General features: G+C 49.6%; 15 protein-coding genes. 2 read left to right on the top strand and 13 right to left on the bottom strand.

Annotation, left to right across the window (positions count from 1 at the left end):
• Nucleotides 1-8: 8 nt before the first annotated feature.
• From uvrA to WCY20_RS06055, 3 genes are all read right to left on the bottom strand, one after another.
• A complete protein-coding gene (gene uvrA / locus WCY20_RS06065; protein ID WP_345977813.1) occupies nt 9-2,828 on the bottom strand; it encodes an excinuclease ABC subunit UvrA in 2,820 nt (939 codons plus the stop codon).
• Complete coding sequence (locus WCY20_RS06060; protein WP_345977811.1) at nt 2,821-3,570, bottom strand: sulfite exporter TauE/SafE family protein; 750 nt, start codon at nt 3,568-3,570, stop codon at nt 2,821-2,823. The genes uvrA and WCY20_RS06060 overlap by 8 nt, the downstream gene beginning before the upstream one ends.
• Before the next feature lie 164 nt (nt 3,571-3,734).
• Nucleotides 3,735-4,274 (bottom strand): hypothetical protein, encoded by a 540-nt coding sequence (locus tag WCY20_RS06055; protein ID WP_345977810.1) that lies wholly within the window; start codon nt 4,272-4,274, stop codon nt 3,735-3,737.
• 261 nt (nt 4,275-4,535) lie between these two features.
• On the opposite strand from WCY20_RS06055, the gene WCY20_RS06050 reads away from it, so the two are divergent.
• Both WCY20_RS06050 and WCY20_RS06045 read left to right on the top strand, forming a co-directional pair.
• Complete coding sequence (locus WCY20_RS06050; protein WP_345977808.1) at nt 4,536-5,144, top strand: DUF502 domain-containing protein; 609 nt, start codon at nt 4,536-4,538, stop codon at nt 5,142-5,144.
• Between the two features lie 204 nt (nt 5,145-5,348).
• Complete coding sequence (locus WCY20_RS06045) at nt 5,349-5,639, top strand: cytochrome C (RefSeq protein ID WP_345977806.1); 291 nt, start codon at nt 5,349-5,351, stop codon at nt 5,637-5,639.
• A 236-nt stretch (nt 5,640-5,875) separates the two neighbouring features.
• On the opposite strand, the gene dusB is transcribed toward WCY20_RS06045, so the two are convergent.
• The 10 genes from dusB to gltB form a co-directional block, all read right to left on the bottom strand.
• Entirely contained in the window at nt 5,876-6,826 is a 951-nt protein-coding gene (dusB, locus tag WCY20_RS06040) for a tRNA dihydrouridine synthase DusB (protein ID WP_345977804.1), read from the bottom strand.
• 43 nt (nt 6,827-6,869) lie between these two features.
• Nucleotides 6,870-7,223: a hypothetical protein gene (locus WCY20_RS06035; protein ID WP_345977802.1), complete on the bottom strand. Its 354-nt coding sequence runs from the start codon at nt 7,221-7,223 to the stop codon at nt 6,870-6,872.
• A 155-nt stretch (nt 7,224-7,378) separates the two neighbouring features.
• Complete coding sequence (locus WCY20_RS06030) at nt 7,379-8,407, bottom strand: hypothetical protein (protein WP_345977800.1); 1,029 nt, start codon at nt 8,405-8,407, stop codon at nt 7,379-7,381.
• Between the two features lie 9 nt (nt 8,408-8,416).
• The gene (gene dksA / locus WCY20_RS06025; protein WP_345977798.1) at nt 8,417-8,770 is read right to left on the bottom strand and encodes an RNA polymerase-binding protein DksA; all 354 of its coding nucleotides are present in this window, start codon (nt 8,768-8,770) and stop codon (nt 8,417-8,419) included.
• Nucleotides 8,771-8,778: 8 nt separating this feature from the next.
• Nucleotides 8,779-9,237, bottom strand: a complete 459-nt coding sequence (locus WCY20_RS06020) for a 23S rRNA (pseudouridine(1915)-N(3))-methyltransferase RlmH (protein ID WP_345977797.1) — start codon at nt 9,235-9,237, stop codon at nt 8,779-8,781.
• A complete protein-coding gene (locus WCY20_RS06015) occupies nt 9,238-9,804 on the bottom strand; it encodes a thiamine phosphate synthase (RefSeq protein WP_345977795.1) in 567 nt (188 codons plus the stop codon). It lies immediately after the preceding gene.
• Between the two features lie 24 nt (nt 9,805-9,828).
• The gene (gene accD, locus WCY20_RS06010) at nt 9,829-10,677 is read right to left on the bottom strand and encodes an acetyl-CoA carboxylase, carboxyltransferase subunit beta (protein WP_345977793.1); all 849 of its coding nucleotides are present in this window, start codon (nt 10,675-10,677) and stop codon (nt 9,829-9,831) included.
• The gene (locus tag WCY20_RS06005) at nt 10,674-11,408 is read right to left on the bottom strand and encodes an inositol monophosphatase family protein (protein WP_345977792.1); all 735 of its coding nucleotides are present in this window, start codon (nt 11,406-11,408) and stop codon (nt 10,674-10,676) included. The genes accD and WCY20_RS06005 overlap by 4 nt, the downstream gene beginning before the upstream one ends.
• Before the next feature lie 2 nt (nt 11,409-11,410).
• Nucleotides 11,411-12,793 carry a glutamate synthase subunit beta gene (locus tag WCY20_RS06000; protein WP_345977791.1) on the bottom strand — a complete coding sequence of 461 codons (1,383 nt, stop codon included), beginning with the start codon at nt 12,791-12,793 and terminating at the stop codon, nt 11,411-11,413.
• Between the two features lies 1 nt (nt 12,794).
• Nucleotides 12,795-17,234 carry a glutamate synthase large subunit gene (gene gltB, locus WCY20_RS05995; RefSeq protein WP_345977789.1) on the bottom strand — a complete coding sequence of 1,480 codons (4,440 nt, stop codon included), beginning with the start codon at nt 17,232-17,234 and terminating at the stop codon, nt 12,795-12,797.
• Between the last annotated feature and the right edge of the window lies 1 nt (nt 17,235).

Here is a 17,235-nt window from a genome sequence, read left to right as displayed (position 1 = left end):
GCAGCTTCCTATTTGTGCAGAGCCAGCTCTTTGGCGAGGTACTCTCCCGTGTATGAGCCGCTCTCTTTATAGCTTATTGCCATGGATTCCGGCGAACCTTCGTCCATGATCCGTCCGCCGCCGGAGCCCCCTTCGGGTCCCATATCGATGATGTAGTCGGCATTTTTGATCATATCGAGATTGTGCTCGATGACCAGTACCGAGTTGCCCAGCTCGACAAAGTGGTGCAGAACCCCTGTCAAGCGGTCCACATCGGCAAAGTGAAGTCCCGTCGTCGGCTCATCAAGGATATAGAGGGTACGTCCCGTATCTTTACGGCTCAGCTCTTTGGCAAGTTTGATACGCTGCGCCTCACCGCCGGAAAGAGTGACGGCATTCTGGCCGAGCGTGATGTAGCCGAGACCAACATCGACCAGCGTCTTGAGCTTGATATGGATCTTCGGGATCGGTTCGAAAAAGGTAAAAGCCTCCTCGACGCTCATTGCCAGGACATCAGCTATACTCTTGCCTTTGTAGAGAATTTCCAGCGTCTGGGCATTGTAGCGCGTGCCGTGACAGGCATCACACTTGACCATGATATCGGGAAGGAAGTGCATCTCGATCTTGATCTCGCCCTCGCCCTGACACTTCTCACAGCGGCCGCCCTTGACGTTAAAGCTGTATCGTGATGCTGTATAGCCGCGGATGTTGGACTCTTTGGTCTTGGCAAAGAGATTACGGATCTCATCCATCACACCCGTATAGGTCGCCGGATTGGAGCGCGGCGTACGGCCGATCGGGCTCTGGTCGAGGTAGATTACCTTGTCAAGCTGCTCCAGACCGTTGATCTCGACGCCGGCGACCTTGTTGACCTTGCGTGCATGGTTGAGCAGCTCGCGAGCCGTCGGCAGCAGTGTCTGCAGGATCAGCGAGCTCTTGCCGCTGCCGCTCACACCGGTGACACAGACGAAATTTTCCAACGGAATACGGGTAGAGAGGTCCTCAATATTATTGATACTGACATTCTTGATCTCCAGCCAGTTCTCCTGCCGACGACGGTGGAAGTACTCGACCATCTTGCGGCCGGAAAGGTAGTCCGCTGTGACCGTCTTCGCCTTCTCAAGCTGTTTACGCGTCCCGGCAAAGACCACCTCGCCGCCGAATTTACCGGCACCCGGGCCGATGTCAATGATGTAGTCGGCATTGTCGATGGTCTCTTTGTCATGTTCGACGACGATGACGGAGTTGCCCTTCTCCTGCAGAGAGCGTAGGGTACGGATCAGTTTCAGGGTATCGCGTTCATGCAGACCGATACTCGGTTCGTCCAGCACATACATCACCCCGGTCAGACCCGAACCGATCTGCGAAGCGATACGGATGCGCTGCGCCTCGCCGCCGCTGATAGAACGGGCATCGCGATCAAGGGTGATGTAGCCCAGTCCGACGTCGTAAAGGAAGAAGAGACGCTCTTTGATCTCATTGAGGATAGGCAGTGCGATCATGCTGTTCTGGTCATTCAGAAAATCAAAGGTCTTTTCATCGGCAAACCATTTGTAGCTCTTATCAATCGGCAGGTTGATCACTTCAAAGATCTTCTTGCCTGCCACATCGACGGCAAGCGATTCCCGGCGAAGACGGTTGCCGTTACAGACATTACATTTCTTCTCGCTCATATAGTCCTGCAGCTCTTTGTCGTCTTTGAACATATCGTAGGCGATACGGGTGATTCCCGGCCATACCCGCTTGATGGGGTGCCCTTTCCATTCGAACTCGATCTCGTCGATACCGCCGTGGATGACCGCTTTCTGCTCGTGCGGCTTCAACTCGCCGAACGGCACGGTGATATCTATATTGTTATGGGCACACATCCCTTTCAGAAAGGTGAAATAGTAGCCCTTGTTGAAACCGTAGATGATCTTGACGGCCCCCTTCTCAATCGGCAGGTCGACGTCGATGATCTTCTCCTGGTCAAGCGCATAACGCACGCCGAGACCGTCGCATTCGGGGCAGGCGCCCTTGGGCGAGTTGAACGAAAAGGTGAGCGGCTCAAGCGGCTCGAAACTCACTTTACAGTCGAAACAGGCATTGTGTTCCGAGTAGTGGATGATGTTCTCTTTATAACCCATCTCGGCATGGTTCAGAAACTCCAGTTCCACCTCGCCGTAGCTCTCTTTGAGCGCTTTTTCGACGTCCTGGGCGATACGGTCCTGGTTGTCCTCTTTGATGACGATACGGTCGATGACCACTTTGATGGTATGTTTCTTGGTCTTGGAGAGTTCGATCTCCTCGTCCAGACGGGTCATTACCCCGTTGATCATCGCACGGACATACCCTTTGTGGCGCAAAGATTCAAAAAGATCCTGAAAAGTCCCCTTCTTCTCACGGATCAGCGGTGCCAGAATGACGATCTTTGCACCCACCGGCAGTTTTTTGACCTGGTCGATAATGTCCGACGCAGACATCTGGGAGATCTCTTTGCCGCAGAGATGGCAGTGCTGCACCCCGATGCGCGCGTAGAGCAGACGGAGGTAGTCGTAGATCTCGGTGATGGTCCCGACGGTCGAGCGCGGGTTTTTAGAGGTGGTCTTCTGGTCGATTGCGATCGCCGGCGTCAGCCCTTCGATCTTGTCGACGTCGGGCTGTCCGATACGGTCAAGGAACTGGCGGGCATAGCTTGAGAGGCTCTCCAGGTAGCGGCGCTGACCCTCGGCGTAAAGTGTACCGAAAGCAAACGTCGACTTGCCACTGCCGCTCAGCCCGGTACAGACGACAAGCTGATTTTTGGGCACCTCAAGCGAGATATTTTTAAGATTATTTTCACGCGCGCCTGTAATTTTGATCTTATCCATTTTGACCTACCAATCTGTAAAATAAATATGCTGAGACACCGATGTAGAAGACCATCAGTGCGATCCTGTGCTGTTTGTCTACCACCTGGTGCTTCAACCAGATACCGCCGGCCACACCCGCCAGAGAGGCCAGCCCGATGACGGTACCGCTGTAGTAGTCGATCTGCCCTACCGCAGAGAGTCCGATAAGGCCAGACAGCGAGGAGAAGACGACAAAAAAGAGCCCGGCCGAGACCGCCTTTTTAAGCGGCACATGCAGAAAACCGACCAGCAGAGGTACCAGCAGGATCGAACCGCCGACCCCGATGGAGATGGAAAAAGCACCCAGCATCGCACCGATCAAAAAGAGAATGACCGGATGCGCGCTGCGTTCATCTTGGTGCTCGGTCGTCTTGAAGAACATTCGTCCCAGCGCAAAAAGGACAAAGCCGAGGAAGATCGCTTCAAGGGTCTTCGAGGAGAGTGTCATGATGATGTAAGGGCTCAAAAGCGCTCCCGCGAACCCGCCGAATCCGATCATCATGACCATCTTGATGTCAAGCGTCCCTTTGCGAAGGTTCAGGTAGGAGCCGTAAATCGAACTGAAGACCATCTGCACCACCGAGATACCGATAGCCGTCTTGATGTCATAGCCCATGAAGAGCAGTGCCGGCACAAGTATCGTCCCCCCGCCTATACCGAAAAAGCCCGAAAGCACACCGACGGCAGCACCCAGAAAAAGAAGTTCAATAATCTCTAGCATAATCTATATAAGTCCTTAGTAACCATTTCGCGCGATTATAACGGATAACGGCTTTGGAGGGGGTTATTGTTTGTAAGGTGGGTTTTGGGATTAAGGATAGAACGCACATGAAGCGCGGCAGCAGACCGGAAGACGCAGGCAGCGCTCCAGGCGGTCCGACGCGTTTAGGACATTTTCAGTGCGCAGGCCTCATCGTATGTCAGTTTCGGTGCGCGCAGTGTTGAGGCTTTCAGACCGTCGTAGAGCGTGTCCAGTTTCTCTTCGGCACCCATGCGCTTGAGTTCGCGCTTCTCCAGGTCGGCGTGATCGATAAGTTCGTTCCAGACCGAACTCTCGTCTAGAGAGAAGGCGTAGACAGGAATCCCCTCGTAATCAAAAAGAGCGTCGCTGAGCAGGTCATTGACAAACAGTGTTACCAGGGTATCGGCAGTCAAAAGACTCTTATAGCCTTCAAAAGCCGCGGCGAAATCATCAAAGCTCTCCAGCTCGGCGGCAAGCATCAGCATCGCCGCATCATCCGTAATGGCGATGGCATGCTTAAGCATCACCTTGGGCGGCATCTGTTTCTCGGGTGAGATAAACTTGCCCGGTGTGACGACAAGTGCGCCGCGATAGCCGAAGCGGCCGGGTACTTCTAATGCGCCGTTAAATGATGGCTGCCACTGCAGCTTGTTCTCATAGATATAATCGATCGGTGTTCCCATAGGAGGTCCTTGGTGTAGCAATATTTCCGTTCAAGTTATGTTCGAGCACCGTAAGAAAATGGTGTATGCATGCTGTTGCGCTTAAAAGAATACTTATATCAATGCATATAGTGTGCCCGAGTTAATGCGACATTAATGTTGGTAAAAGATTTAAAAAGAGAAAACCGGTACAAAAACAACGCTGCGAACATGCGTTCCGACTATAGTGCACTGTAACGCGGCACAGGCTATAATGGAAAAAATCTAAATTCCGGAGACACTATGCTCGGCCACTGGTTCAAACAACTTATACGCTATATCTTTGTCGGGGCACTCTCGCTCTTTCCTCTCGTATTGGTTCTCATCGTTGTCAACTTCCTCAAAGACATCGGTATCAGCGCCTATTTCAGCCTCCACCAGTACACCGACTCTTTCGGCATCACCGTTGGGCTGATGATCACGGTAGTCCTTCTCTTCGCCATGCTCGGCTATACCATAGAGAAGTACGGCCGATCCATCATCATCTCGACGATCGACCGTCTCTTTGACTACGTCCCTGCTATCAGGACCATCTACTCCGTTTCGAAGAAAGTGGCCAATATGCTTTCAGGGAATGAAGAAGGCGGCAAAAAAGAGGTGGTGCTGGTGGAGTATCCAAAACCGGATGTCTGGGTCCCGGCCTACGTGCTCAACAGGCACAAAGGGGTCTGCGTCCTCTTTGTACCGACCTCGCCGAACCCGACCAGCGGCTATACGGTGATCGTAAAAGAGGCGTTAGTGGTCTCGACATCGCTGAGTCTTGAAGAGGCATCGTCCTTTATCATCAGCATGGGCGCGGATTTTGTCAAAAAAGACGAACTCGCCGAGCTTATCAACTCGCATTACCCGTAAGCGTAGTCTCCACTCTTTTCTAAAAGAGCGGAAGCTTCCGAAGTGACTGAAATCACATGATTATCACGCTATGTAATATATTTTACGAATACCTGTCTTATAACGCTTTATTGATGTATCATACCCGACTTATTACATCTAAAAGCGGGGTATCCTATGCGTCTTTCCATTCTATTTATACTATCTATCAGTAGTATAATATTTGTGCCAAGCAGCGATGCTGCCATCTACAAAGGGCGTATAGCCTATGTTGAGGATTGCCAGTCCTGTCACCAGAGAGGTGACGAGCTCTTGTCATCCAGGACAAAAAGCGAATGGCAGACACTCATGCGGGATCAGGGCAACGGGTTGGCAAAACGCCATCTTTTGTCAAAAGATTCTATAAAGTCATGGGCGTACTTCGAAAGCCCGATCTATATTAAAAAGTCCAGACACCTCAAAGATTTTCTTACCGAATACGCCAAAGACAGCGGCAATATCCTGGCCTGCGAATAGATAAACATACCGTTATTACTCTTTAACACTCTTGCACGGCGGAGTGTCGGCATTCGGAGGCTGAGCCAATGAACGACGATTTCCAAGATTCTGCCTGGAAAACGGAATAGATGCCGGAAACAAAAAAAAGTTGACGGACCCGGGGGAGAACCGGTTTTTGAGTTTTGAGGTGTAAATGTAGCTGTGATCCAGTTTTCTGCAGATTATAGTCAAACGGTGAGCGGCACCGCCTGATATTAAGCCAGGGCCCCGTTGCCGAAAAAGTCGTTCAGAATTTTTCGGTACTCATCCATATCGTCGATGCGGTTCACACGGTCACGCATCGCAGAGGCACCAAGGTAGCCTTTTGAGTAGGTATGCGTGTGCTTTCTGAACATCGCCACGCCGCGGGGGCCGTAAAACTCGATCATCTTGTCGTAATGTTCCATGATGATCTCATGTTTAAGGTCGAGCGATATTTCGGCAGAACCGCTCTTAAGCTGATGAAAGATCCACGGTGCGCCGACTGCGCCGCGGCCGATCATCACACCGTCCGCTTTGGTGTGTTCAAGCACCCATTGCGCTTTTTCAAAACTGTCGATATCGCCGTTGGCGATAACAGGGATATTGACAGCCGCCTTGATCTCGGCAATAGCGTCATAGTCAACCGGTGCTTTAAATTTTCCGGCACGGGTGCGTCCATGGACCGCAATAAAGTCGACACCCGTTGCTTCAATCTCCTGTGCGATCTGAACATGATTCTTTTCGTTGACGCCCAAGCGGATCTTTGCTGTCAACGTCGACTTGTTGGATGTCTCTTTGATGGCACGCAATATCGAGGTCAGACGTGGCAAATCGTCAAGCAGTGCTGAACCGGAACCGTGACCGAAAACCTTAGGGACAGGACACCCGCAGTTGAGATCAATAACATCGATACCCTCTTCACCGTTGAGCACCTCGACAGCCTGGCGTGCCACATCGGCATCAGAAGCTGAGATCTGCACGGAATAAGGATCTTCAAGTACCGATTTTTCGAGCATCTTAAAGGTTTTTTGGGAACCGTGGGAGAGCGCGTTGGAACTGATCATCTCACTGACGGTAAGATCGGCACCGAACTTCTTTACGACACTGCGAAACGGCAGGTCGGTAAAGCCGGCAAGCGGAGCCAATACATAAAGCGGTTTGTCAAATGAGATCTTATCTGTCATGTTCTGCCTAGGAAATTAGATGTGGAATTATAGCAGAATATTGCTACGCAATGGTGAATGGTGAATGGTGAATGGTGAATGGTGAATGGTGAATGGTGAATGGTGAATGGTGAATGGTGAATGGTGAATGGTGAATGGTGAATGGTGAATGGTGAATGGTGAATGGTGAATGGTGAATGGTGAATGGTGAATGGTGAATGGTGAATGGTGAATGGTGAATGGTGAATGGTGAATGGTGAATGGTGAATGGTGAATGGTGAATGGTGAATGGTGAATGGTGAATGGTGAATGGTGAATGGTGAATGGTGAATGGTGAATGGTGAATGGTGAATGGTGAATGGTGAATGGTGAATGGTGAATGGATTATAGAAAGATGGCGAAGCTCATCTTCAAACAAACTGAACTTGAAAAAGTTTCAGATTTCAAGGAAACATCGCTACGCGAGCGGTACCCTTGTTTTGGTGCAGATTGTGCCGAAGTGAACCCGAAGGCGTACATCGGTACGTCGAGTGGTGAACTTCGGTGCAAGGTGTGCCAAAGCTGGAACTTTTACTAGTAGACTTTGTGAGGGATGAAGAGGTCGATACTGAAGTTCTGGTTACAGTCTTTAAGCGCCTTGTAGGCCTTAAAGTAGATGAACTCATCAGGCTGCGAGTTCTCAAGAATATCTTCCGCAGGTGCCAGCATCTCCAGGTCAAAAAGCGTGTAGAGGTATGCCGGCGTAGCAACTTCGCTGTTTTCAGAGAGCTTTTGGAAAAGCTTGATACGTTCATCAGGCAGCATATGTTCAGAAAGTGTTGCCGAGAGGTTGACAAGATCCTCTTCGTTCAACTCGACTTCGCTGAACATCGCGATCAGAGAGTCTGTCGAGATATCAAGAATATTTTCATCGGCATTCACCCGTGCCACGATCTTGAAGAGAACCTCTTTGTTCAAAAATGCTTTATATTTCTCAATCAGGTGAAGCGGTGCAGTTTTTGCATAGTTGGTAAATGCCAGCGAGACAAGTTCGTCTGAATATTTGTCGGCATTATTCAGGACCTGTTCTTCAGAAAGCTCGCTGTTTTTATAAGCATTCATGTCATTTTGCTGCACTAAAGGGTTTTCAAGTGAAAGGCGGTATTTTTTCAGATCTACGTTTTCACCGTTTTTAATCTTCGTCACCAGTTCGATCACATGGTCGAGTTTCTCGTCACCGGTAACACGGATGGCATTGATCATCTCAAGACGTGAGTTGTCAAGAACGTTTCCAAAAAGAGCATAACGGTCTGTTTTATATTGGTGATTGCGTTCCAGTCTTCCGAGGAGTGCATCTTTTATCGAGTCGGCAAATGTCTCTGAATCTTTACGGTATTTACGCAATTTGAATGAACCGATGATCGAATAGTAAAGCATATGCCCGACAGAAGCCAGGTAAAGGGCGAACATGGAGAGAACGACCCAAAAGGCCAAAGGAAGAACCGGAAGGTTTATTCCCAACACCACTACAGCGAGTTTCTCACTAGGAAATGAGATATAAAAATATGAGCCGACTAAGGCCATCAAGATAAATGCAGCTATAGTGTAGCGTTTAATATACATCGTATATCCTTATTGGTGTTGTTTTTCTACGATCCCCCGACAATCAATGCAGTACTTTGCATGCGGCTTCACTTTAAGACGCTGAATGGAGATGTTTTCTTCACACATCTCACAAATACCGTATTTCTTGTCTTTAATTTTACCCAAAGCAACTTCAATCTCTATCAATTCCAATTCCTGCTGCATCCCAATCGCCATCTCGCGCATATTTTCGTTACTGACAGAAGCATAATCGCCTTCATCATTAAGCTCTAACGTATGTAATTCGCCGAGCTCTTTTTGAACACCGGCGATGTTCTTTTCGATCTGTGCTTTGCGTGACTTTAGTAAGTCAACGAAAAATTCTAGTTCACTGTTGCGCATTTAATGTCCTATTTGTGATATGGATGGTTGCTTAAGATAGAAAATCCGCGATAGATCTGTTCCAGCAAGACCACTTTGGCGATCTTGTGGCTCATCGTGATCTTCCCGAGAGAGATCACCTTATCGCACTGTTTTAAAAACGGATCTTCAAAACCGTAGGCACCACCAATAAAAAATTTAACTGACATTTTATCTTCTAAAAGCTTACTAAAGTCAGTAGAACTGATTATTTTTCCATCAGGGTGCAATGCAACCGTGTAAGCACCCTGCAAATATGGTTCTAAAAGTTTTGTATAAGCCTTCTGTGCGGCCTCCGTAGAGAGGGTGTGTGCTTTCGTAACATCTTTGTTGAAAAGTTCGATATCGTTAATTTTTGCGAAGCGTGATGACATCTTTATGAGCTCTTTATTAAGCGGATCGTATAAAGATCGCTCTTTTTTGGCGATAGATATGACATCTACGTTCATTTAATCCTCTCCATACAGTGCACTGCTTATCACCCGGTACTTGACATTCTCGAACACATCTTCGAAACGGACACCGCCGATAGCGGCCACAGGGTGTTTTGAGCCTGCGGCTAGCGCATCCAACCGCTCTTTAAGCGGTGCGGCATCCTCCTTTGTACGGGTGGCTCTGAAGGCGCCTAAACCGATATAATCAAGGTCCAGCCGGTTTGCCTGGTCGATCTCTTCTTTGTTATGCGTCGAAAGCCCGATCAGCTTCTCTTTTCCGATAGCGCTACGGATCTTCTTGAGCGCGGTCACGGGATCACGATCGACTTTATAAAGGTCCTCTTGCCCCAAATGAACACCATCGCAGAAAGGGTGCAGTAAAAAAGTATCGTTTATGATCAGTGTCTTGGACCATAATGCCCGTAACGTCTTAAGCTGTTGGGTGATAACGTCAAGGTCTCCGCTTTTATTGCGGTATTGAATGATCTGGGCATCATGTCTGTTGCAGAGCGCTACAAATGCCTCCAAGGTGTAATTCTTTTTATCGAGTGTGGATTGATCGCAGAGGGCGTAAAGTTGCATAAATATTAAATCAGTGTGTTGGGCCTATTTGCCCAACATCATCTTAAGGAGATTGCTCAGAGTATCTTTCATCTCGTTACGGTTTACAACCATATCGATAGAACCCTTTTCAAGCAGGAATTCTGCTCTCTGGAACCCCTCAGGCAGGTCTGAACCGATAGTCTGCTTGATAACACGCTGACCGGCAAAACCGATCAATGAACCTGGCTCGGCGATAATGATATCGCCCAGTGTCGCAAAAGAGGCACTAACGCCGCCCATCGTCGGATCGGTCAAGAGTGAGATATACGGAAGTTTCGCTGCAGCGAGTCTGCCAAGTGCTGCCGACGTCTTTGACATCTGAAGCAGCGAGAAGGTCGACTCCTGCATACGCGCACCGCCTGAAGCAGAGACAATAATAAGCCCCTGACGTTTGTCAATGGCTCGGTTGATAGCGCGAACGATCTTTTCGCCCTCGACAGAACCGAGTGAACCGCCCATGAAACTGAAATCGAAAACGACCAGTTGTGTCCCGATTCCGTTGATGTCACACTCGCCGCTGATCACAGAAGAGTGGCGTCCCGTCTTTTTGACCCCCTCTTCCACACGTTTGACGTAAGACTTTTTGTCGACAAACTTCAGCGGATCGACGGGTTTGAGGTTCGCATCGTATTCGACAAAAGTATCTGCATCGGCAAGCAGTTTAATACGTGCATCAACACCAAGACGCAGGTGATAACCGCATTTTGGACAGACATAGTTCTGGTTCTCAACCTCTTTGTAGTACATCAAAGACTGGCAGGACGGGCATTTGATCCAGTGAGCCGGTGCTTCGCTTTTTGATGCTTGTTGTTTCGTTGAGTTTGAACTGCTAAAAAGGTCAAAAAGATTCATTCACTTGCCTCAGATAAATTAAAAATTGTCAGTATTTTAGCAAAGACATCCTTATTATGCGATACGATTAGGATATCTTTGCTTCTATAGGTGTACAGATCTTCGCACAAATAGAGCCCTGCCTCGACATCATAAAGACGCATAGGACCTACAAACACCATATACAGTGCAGAGTGGGCATACGCCAGAGAAAGGGCTACAGCCCCCGGAGAACGGAATTTAAACCCCGTATCCATCAAGGTGCGTGCTGCATCAGGATGAAGCCCCGGCTTCTCAAAAAGACCGACTTTCGCATGAATGTTGGCATGCACATCTTCACGCTCATCTTCTCTGAAAAGAGAGCGGCGGTAGTGTTCATTCTCCGTGCGCACAAAACAGTCACCGTTGGCGAAATTACAGACAATACCTGCCACTGTCCTGTTATCACGTTTGAGTGCGATGGAGGTGCCATAATAGGGAAATTCGGACATCAGGTTATCACTGCCATCGACGGGATCGATGATGATCAGATCCTTCCCCTCACCGATACTGCCGCTCTCTTCCGAGAGGATCTTACCGAAAGAGGAGAGATGTTTGACAAAAATTTCTTCTGCCAGAAGATCGTAATTGATGCTAAGGTCACCCCCGGCACCTTCAGTTTGCGGTTCACAACCGTAATGATGTTCGGTCGAGCGGATAAACGCTTCCACTTCGATAGCCGCTTTGAAACACGCTTCAATAAAAGCGTCCATAACTATCCGAGAAGTGACTTGATCATCTTACGGGCAGCTTCACGTCCATCAAGAGCCGCTGTAACAACCAGGTCCGCACCGCGATAACAATCCCCGCCGGCATAAACACCGGCAGTCGTCGTCTCGTAGTTATCATTGATCACAACACCGCCCCAAGCATTCGTCTCAATACCGTTTTCAGCGAGGAAAGAAGGGACTTCAGGATCAAAGCCCAAGGCTAAAATAACGATATCAGCTTTGACTTTGAACTCACTGCCTTGTACCTCTTCCATCCGTTGACGGCCGCTCTCGTCTTTGGCACCAAGTACCGTTTTGATCATCTCGACACTGACTGCTTTGCCGTTTTCATCAAGAATGATCTCTTTCGGTGCGGCGTAAAAGGTAAAATCAACACCCTCTTCCACCGCATTTTTGTACTCTTTTTGCGATCCCGGCATATTGTGGGCATCACGGCGGTAAAGACAGGTAACCGATCTTGCCCCTTCACGTTTGGAAGTACGCACACAGTCCATCGCCGTGTCACCGCCACCGATCACGACAACAACCTTGTCTTTAAAATCGAAGGCTTTGTCATAGCTCAGGCCAAAGTTTTTACGCTGAATCGCCGTAAGATACTGCATCGACATATAGACGTTATCGGCATTCTCGCCTGCGAGTCTGGCGCCTTTGGCTTTAGTCGCACCAAGGCCTAAAAAGATGGCGTCATGTTTGTCGGCGATCTCGTCAAAGCTGATATCTTTGCCCACTTCGGTATTCACGACAAGTTCCATGCCCGCATCTTTCAAAATAGAGAGACGGCGCTCGATCACTTTCTTGTCAAGTTTGAAGTTAGGGATCCCGTATGTCAACAGGCCGCCCGCACGATCACTGCGCTCATAAACCGTCACGGCTATCCCTGCACGAAGAAGATAGGTCGCAGCGGAAAGGCCGGCAGGACCTGAACCGATGATCGCGACTTTCTTATCGGTGGTGATACCCGGGAATTTAGGTGCCAGTCCCGCTTTGAATCCCTCTTCGTTGATAAAGGTCTCAACCGACCCGATGGTGATGGCACCGTGGCCGTCGTTAAGGGTACAGTCACCTTCGCAGAGGCGGTCGTGGGGACAGACACGCCCCATAACTTCCGGGAACGGCGACGGCTCATTCGAGAGGTTGAACGCAAACTCCAGATCTTTTTCAGCAACAGCCTTCAGCCACTGCGGAATATAGTTATGAAGGGGACATTTGTTTAGACAAAAGGGATCGCCGCACTGAATACAACGATCACTTTGAGAAGAGGCCTCTGCTTTGTCAAACTTTTCATAGATCTCTTTGAAATCCTTAGTGCGTTCGACAACTAAACGTTTTGACGGGTCAATACGACCTGTAGTTAGAAAGTTTCTCATATTAATCCCCTTTCTCTTGATTTAATGGTAGTTTTTTAAGGTTTTTAGGACGTACAAGCCAGAAATTACGGATCTCGATACGGAACGTGTCCAGAATCTCTTTTGCTTTCAGACTGCCTGTCGCACTCACATACTCTTTAAGAAGACGTTTCAGGTAATGTCTTGCCTCGTCCCCTTCGTCGGTATCGATACGGATCGCCTCAACCAGTTCACGGTTCACGTTCTCGATAAAATCATGATCTTTGTCATAGACAAAAGCGATACCGCCCGTCATACCTGCACCAAAGTTACCGCCTGTTTTACCCAGGATCGCAACAATACCGCCTGTCATATATTCACAGGCGTTATCACCGGTACCTTCGACAATCGCCAAGGCACCCGAGTTACGTACAGCAAAACGTTCGCCTACGGAGCCGGAGATAAAGAGTTTACCGCCTGTCGCACCGTAAAGACAGGTGTTACCGCCGGCAGAGAACGCTTCACCCTGGTGGATAGGGTTGATAATGATCTTACCGCCGCTCATACCTTTACCGATATAGTCATTGGCGACACCGTCGAGCTCGATAGAGACTCCCTTGATCAGGAAAGCACCGAGGGCTTGACCGGCGATACCGTTAAGCTTGACCCGGATCGTATCTTCTTTGAGTCCCTGATCACCGTAATACTGCGCTATTTCACCCGATACCAGCGCACCGAAACTTCGGTGCACGTTTTTGATCGTGCGCTCAATGCGCACCGGATGTTCCGGATGTTTGATCGCTTCGTAGGCCTCTTCAAGGACACTTTTTTCAAAGGCATTGTCATCGAACGGCTCGTTAAACGGCACCTGGCAGGTGTTGACGCCCTCTTCAAGGTGGAGCACCGACGAGAAGTCGAACTTCTTCGCGAAGTCGTCGTCAACGACTTTCAGGATATCGGAACGACCGATCATCTCTTCCATCGTTTTGAAACCAAGCTCGGCCATGATCATGCGCACATCTTCTGCCAGGAAGGTGAAGAAGTTGATGATCTGCTCAACCGTACCGTTGAAGTGCTCTTTACGCAGTCTTTCGTTCTGCGTTGCAATACCCACCGAACAGCGGTTGACATGGCAGATGCGCAGCATCTTACATCCGACGATCGTCAGAACGCCTGTACCGAACCCGTAGGACTCGGCACCGAGGAGAGCAGCTTTGACGACATCCAGACCCGTTTTGAGCCCGCCGTCGGTCTGCACTTCTACCAGGCCGCGCAGGTTGTTCGCTTTAAGCGCGTTGTGCGCCTCAGAAAGACCGAGTTCCCACGGGTTACCGGCAAACTTGATCGATGTCAGCGGTGCTGCACCGGTACCGCCGTCACCGCCGGAGATGATGATCTTGTCGGCATAGGCTTTGGCTACACCCGCTGCGATCGTACCGACACCGGCCGTTGAGACCAGCTTGACCGCGATTTTGGCCTTCGGATTGACCTGTTTCAAGTCAAAGATAAGCTGGGCAAGATCTTCGATCGAATAGATATCATGGTGCGGCGGCGGCGAGATCAAAGTCACACCCGGAACCGTATGGCGCAGACGTGCGATCAGACCGGTGACCTTATCGCCCGGAAGCTGCCCGCCTTCACCCGGCTTGGCACCCTGGGCGACCTTGATCTGGATCTCTTCGGCTGAACGCAGGTAGGCAGGTGTTACCCCGAAACGACCCGAAGCGACCTGCTTGATCTTCGAAACCCGGTTGGTGTTGTAACGTGCGACGTCCTCGCCACCCTCACCCGAGTTTGACTGGGCGCCGATGGTGTTCATCGCCACGGCGATCGCTTCGTGCGCCTCAGGCGAGATAGAACCGAGGCTCATCGCTGCTGATGCGAAACGTTTGAAGATCGCCTCTTTCGGCTCGACTTCGGAGATATCGATCGGTTTGCGGTCGGACTTGAACTCCAGGAAGTCACGGATAAAACGCAGACCACGGCTGTTGATGATATTGCGCAGCTTGGCGTAATCTTTCGGATCACCCGATTTGCTGATCGCATGGATCGCATGAATGGTGTCCGGACCGAAGTCATGATACTCCTGACCGTTGTAGAACTTGTAGAACCCGCCGATTTTGAGAGGGAATATCGTACTGAACCCTTTCTCCTCAAATGCCTCATCGTGAACGCTTTTCATACGGGCATCGATATCTTCGTACCCCAGACCCGGAATAAGACAGTGTGAATCACCGAAACAGTCATCAACGATCTCCCGGCTAAGCCCCATAACATCAAAAAGACCGGAGTTACGATACGAAGCGATCGTCGAGATACCCATCTTCGACATAATTTTCAAAAGTCCGGCATTGATCGCAGAGTGGGCATTCTTCTGCGCTTCGGCGCAGCTGATATCAAAGTTGTTCTTCTGATTAACACGGTGAATGACCGAAGCGAAGAGCAGTCTTGGGAAAACAGCGCTTGCCCCATAGGCCAAAAGTGTCGCGGCACTGTGCGAATCCATCACCTCGCTGGTGTCAGCGATGATCGAGACAAGGTGACGCACTTTTGCGTCAAGAAGTTCACGGCTCAGACGTCCCACTGCCAACAGCATCGGAATCGTGCGTTTCTCTTTTGAGAGTTCGCTGTCACTCAGGACGACAATACGGACGCCCTCTTCTTTGACCGCCGTAACAACTTCTGCTACAAGCGCTTCTATCGCGGCTTTCAGATCATTCTTATAGGCTACCGAGAAGGTCTTGTTTTTGTAAAAGTCCTGATAACGCGGCGAGTTGCTGTCACCGAACGATTTAAGCACTTCAAGCTTCTCATAGGTGATGATCGGAGATATCGCTTTCAGACGGTGTGCATGTGACGGGATCTCATTCAGGATGTTGTGTGTCTCGCCGAAACCGGTGTTAAGACTCATCACCACTTTTTCACGGATCGGGTCGATCGGCGGGTTGGTTACCTGTGCGAACTTCTGTTTGAAATAGTCGGAGAACGAGCGCTGTTTTGTACTGAACGCTGCAAGCGGCGTATCGTCACCCATAGAGCCAACTGCTTCCTTGCCGTCCGTAATCATCGGCTCAAGAACCTGCTCGACGACCTCCTGCGTGACATTGAAGTAGCGCTGACGATTGATCAGTTCACTCTCTTCAATACTGCAGTTTGTCGTATACTGGTCATCGACATGCTCCTGAAGATAGACCATGTGCTCATTCAACCACTCCATATACGGGTTGGATGATTTTAGGTAGTTATTGATCTCATCGTCTTTAAGCACTTTTCCAAACTTGAGGTCAAGTCCGATCATCTGGCCTGACTGCAGTCGTCCGCGCTCTTTGATCTGATCATCGGGAATGTCAACAACACCGTACTCGGAAGCGATCAGAAGATTATCATCATGTGTGATAATGTATTTTGACGGACGAAGACCGTTACGGTCCAGAACACAACCGATATAGCGGCCGTCTGTCAATGAGAATGCAGCCGGACCGTCCCAGGCTTCAAAGACTGTTGACTGGTACTCGTAGAAAGCACGGAGTTCCGGGTCCATGTGCGGTGCATTCTGCCATGGAGCGGGGATGACCGCACGTGCGGCCTTGAAGAAATCCATACCGTTGACGATCAGGAACTCAAAGAAGTTGTCACCCGAAGCACTGTCTGATGAACCCGGCTGAAGGATAGGTAGAATACGTGCGATCTCTTCCTCTGTAAAGACTTCACTCTTGATCGACTCCGATTTCACCTCGACGTTGAAACGGTTGGCTTCGACCGAGTTGATCTCACCGTTATGCGCAACAGCACGGAAAGGCTGCGCCAAACGCCACTCAGGTAGCGTATTGGTAGAAAAACGCTGGTGAAAAAGAGAAAAAGAGATCTTGAAACGCTCGTCCTGAAGATCTTTATAGAACTCTTTGATGTGCGTCGGCATCACGAGCCCTTTGTAAGATATGACACGTGATGACATCGAAGCGATATAGAAATCTCTCACAGAGACCAGTTTATGTTCAGTCTCTTTACGCGAAAGGTAAAGCAGCGCGTCAAAACGCTGATTCGCCATGATCGAATTAGCGGTGACAAAGACCTGTACAATATTTGGCAGTGAGGCAAGGGCCTGATCACCCAGTGCATTTGTATCTACCGGAACATCACGACGGTATACTATTTTAAGGTCGTTGTTGTTACAAACTTCCTCCAGCGTCTCCAAATGTTTTTTGTCTTTTGTAAAAACAGTCGCGACAGCAAATTGATCCGGCAGTTCGACACCCGCCTCTTTGGAGACGTGGCGCATAAACTCTGTCGGCATGGACAGCAGCAGACCGCTACCGTCGCCTGTCTTGCCGTCCGCAGCAACCGCACCGCGGTGCATCATACGTTCAAGTGCTGTGATCGCATTTTCGAGCGTTTCGTGTGAAGCGCGGTTTTTGATGTTAGCTACAAGCCCGAAACCGCAATTATCTTTAAATGATCGCAATAAATCGTGATGTTCCATCATA

Origin of the sequence: Sulfurimonas sp. HSL3-7, from assembly GCF_039645985.1 — a bacterium.
GTDB classification, from domain to species: domain Bacteria; phylum Campylobacterota; class Campylobacteria; order Campylobacterales; family Sulfurimonadaceae; genus Sulfonitrofixus; species Sulfonitrofixus jiaomeiensis.
The sequence above is the reverse complement of the archived record's forward strand: the minus strand, read 5'-3'. Positions and strand labels throughout refer to the sequence as shown.

Bases quoted from the DNA above. Each gene is read 5' to 3' on its own strand.
- accD (WP_345977793.1), bottom strand. From the start codon at position 10,677: ATGAATCTTTTTGACCTTTTTAGCAGTTCAAACTCAACGAAACAACAA.
- uvrA (WP_345977813.1), bottom strand. From the start codon at position 2,828: ATGGATAAGATCAAAATTACAGGCGCGCGTGAAAATAATCTTAAAAAT.
- dksA (WP_345977798.1), bottom strand. From the start codon at position 8,770: ATGCGCAACAGTGAACTAGAATTTTTCGTTGACTTACTAAAGTCACGC.
- WCY20_RS06005 (WP_345977792.1), bottom strand. From the start codon at position 11,408: ATGGACGCTTTTATTGAAGCGTGTTTCAAAGCGGCTATCGAAGTGGAA.
- gltB (WP_345977789.1), bottom strand. From the start codon at position 17,234: ATGATGGAACATCACGATTTATTGCGATCATTTAAAGATAATTGCGGT.
- WCY20_RS06055 (WP_345977810.1), bottom strand. From the start codon at position 4,274: ATGGGAACACCGATCGATTATATCTATGAGAACAAGCTGCAGTGGCAG.
- WCY20_RS06015 (WP_345977795.1), bottom strand. From the start codon at position 9,804: ATGCAACTTTACGCCCTCTGCGATCAATCCACACTCGATAAAAAGAAT.
- WCY20_RS06050 (WP_345977808.1), top strand. From the start codon at position 4,536: ATGCTCGGCCACTGGTTCAAACAACTTATACGCTATATCTTTGTCGGG.
- WCY20_RS06000 (WP_345977791.1), bottom strand. From the start codon at position 12,793: ATGAGAAACTTTCTAACTACAGGTCGTATTGACCCGTCAAAACGTTTA.
- WCY20_RS06060 (WP_345977811.1), bottom strand. From the start codon at position 3,570: ATGCTAGAGATTATTGAACTTCTTTTTCTGGGTGCTGCCGTCGGTGTG.
- WCY20_RS06030 (WP_345977800.1), bottom strand. From the start codon at position 8,407: ATGTATATTAAACGCTACACTATAGCTGCATTTATCTTGATGGCCTTA.
- WCY20_RS06020 (WP_345977797.1), bottom strand. From the start codon at position 9,237: ATGAACGTAGATGTCATATCTATCGCCAAAAAAGAGCGATCTTTATAC.
- dusB (WP_345977804.1), bottom strand. From the start codon at position 6,826: ATGACAGATAAGATCTCATTTGACAAACCGCTTTATGTATTGGCTCCG.